The organism is Roseovarius halophilus (ex Wu et al. 2025) (assembly GCF_047086965.1).
Map to the genome: position 1 here is coordinate 1 of NZ_JBKOTX010000475.1, position 1,254 is coordinate 1,254.

1 protein-coding gene is annotated in these 1,254 nt (G+C 64.8%); it reads right to left on the reverse strand.

Annotated elements, in window-relative coordinates:
- Positions 1-78: 78 nt before the first annotated feature.
- Positions 79-1,254 (reverse strand): elongation factor Tu (gene tuf, locus ACH107_RS32925; protein WP_412509797.1); only part of this gene is annotated, 1,176 nt, incomplete at its 5' end.

Here is a 1,254-nt window from a genome sequence, read left to right on the forward strand (position 1 = left end):
GCGCCCCCACGTCGGCCTCTGAATTGCAGGGGGGTGGACGCTGTGGTCCACCCCGATCTTGCCTCGGTCGGTTCCGGCTCAGTCGATGATCTTGGAGACCACACCCGAGCCCACGGTGCGGCCGCCTTCGCGGATGGCGAAGCGCAGGCCCTCTTCCATGGCGATGGGCGCGATCAGTTCGGCGGTGAACTTCAGGTTATCGCCGGGCATCACCATCTCGGTCCCCGAGGGCAGCTCCACCGTGCCGGTCACGTCCGTCGTGCGGAAGTAGAACTGCGGCCGGTAGTTCGCGAAGAACGGCGTGTGCCGCCCCCCCTCGTCCTTGTTGAGGATGTAGACCTCGGCCTCGAACTTGGTGTGCGGCGTCACCGACTTGGGCTTGCACAGCACCTGCCCGCGCTCCACGTCGTCGCGCGCGATCCCGCGCAGAAGCGCGCCGATGTTGTCGCCCGCCTCGCCGCGGTCCAGAAGCTTGCGGAACATCTCGACACCGGTGCAGGTCGTCTTGCGCGTGTCGCGGATGCCCACGATCTCGATGTCGTCACCCACGTTGATCACGCCGCGCTCGACGCGCCCCGTCACAACCGTGCCGCGCCCCGAGATCGAGAAGACGTCCTCGATCGGCATCAGGAACGGCTGGTCCACCGCACGCTCGGGCGAGGGGATGTACTCGTCAACCGCCGCCATCAATTCGCGGATCTTGGTCTCGCCGATCTCGGGGTTGTTGCCCTCCATCGCCGCCAGCGCCGAACCGGCGATGATCGGGATCTCGTCACCCGGGTAGTCGTATTCCGACAGAAGCTCGCGCACCTCCATCTCGACAAGCTCAAGAAGCTCCTCGTCGTCGACCTGGTCGACCTTGTTGAGAAACACCACCATCTTCGGGATGCCCACCTGGCGGCCCAGAAGAATGTGCTCGCGCGTCTGCGGCATCGGGCCGTCGGCCGCGTTGACAACCAGGATCGCGCCGTCCATCTGCGCCGCGCCGGTGATCATGTTCTTGACGTAGTCCGCGTGGCCGGGGCAGTCGACGTGCGCATAGTGGCGGCTCTCGGTCTCGTATTCGACGTGCGCCGTCGAGATCGTGATCCCCCGCGCCTTCTCCTCCGGCGCGCCGTCAATGCTGTCATACGCCTGGAAATCGCCGAAATACTTCGTGATCGCCGCCGTCAGCGTCGTCTTGCCGTGGTCAACGTGACCAACCGTCCCGATGTTAACGTGCTCTTTCGAACGATCGAACTTTTGCTTTGCCAT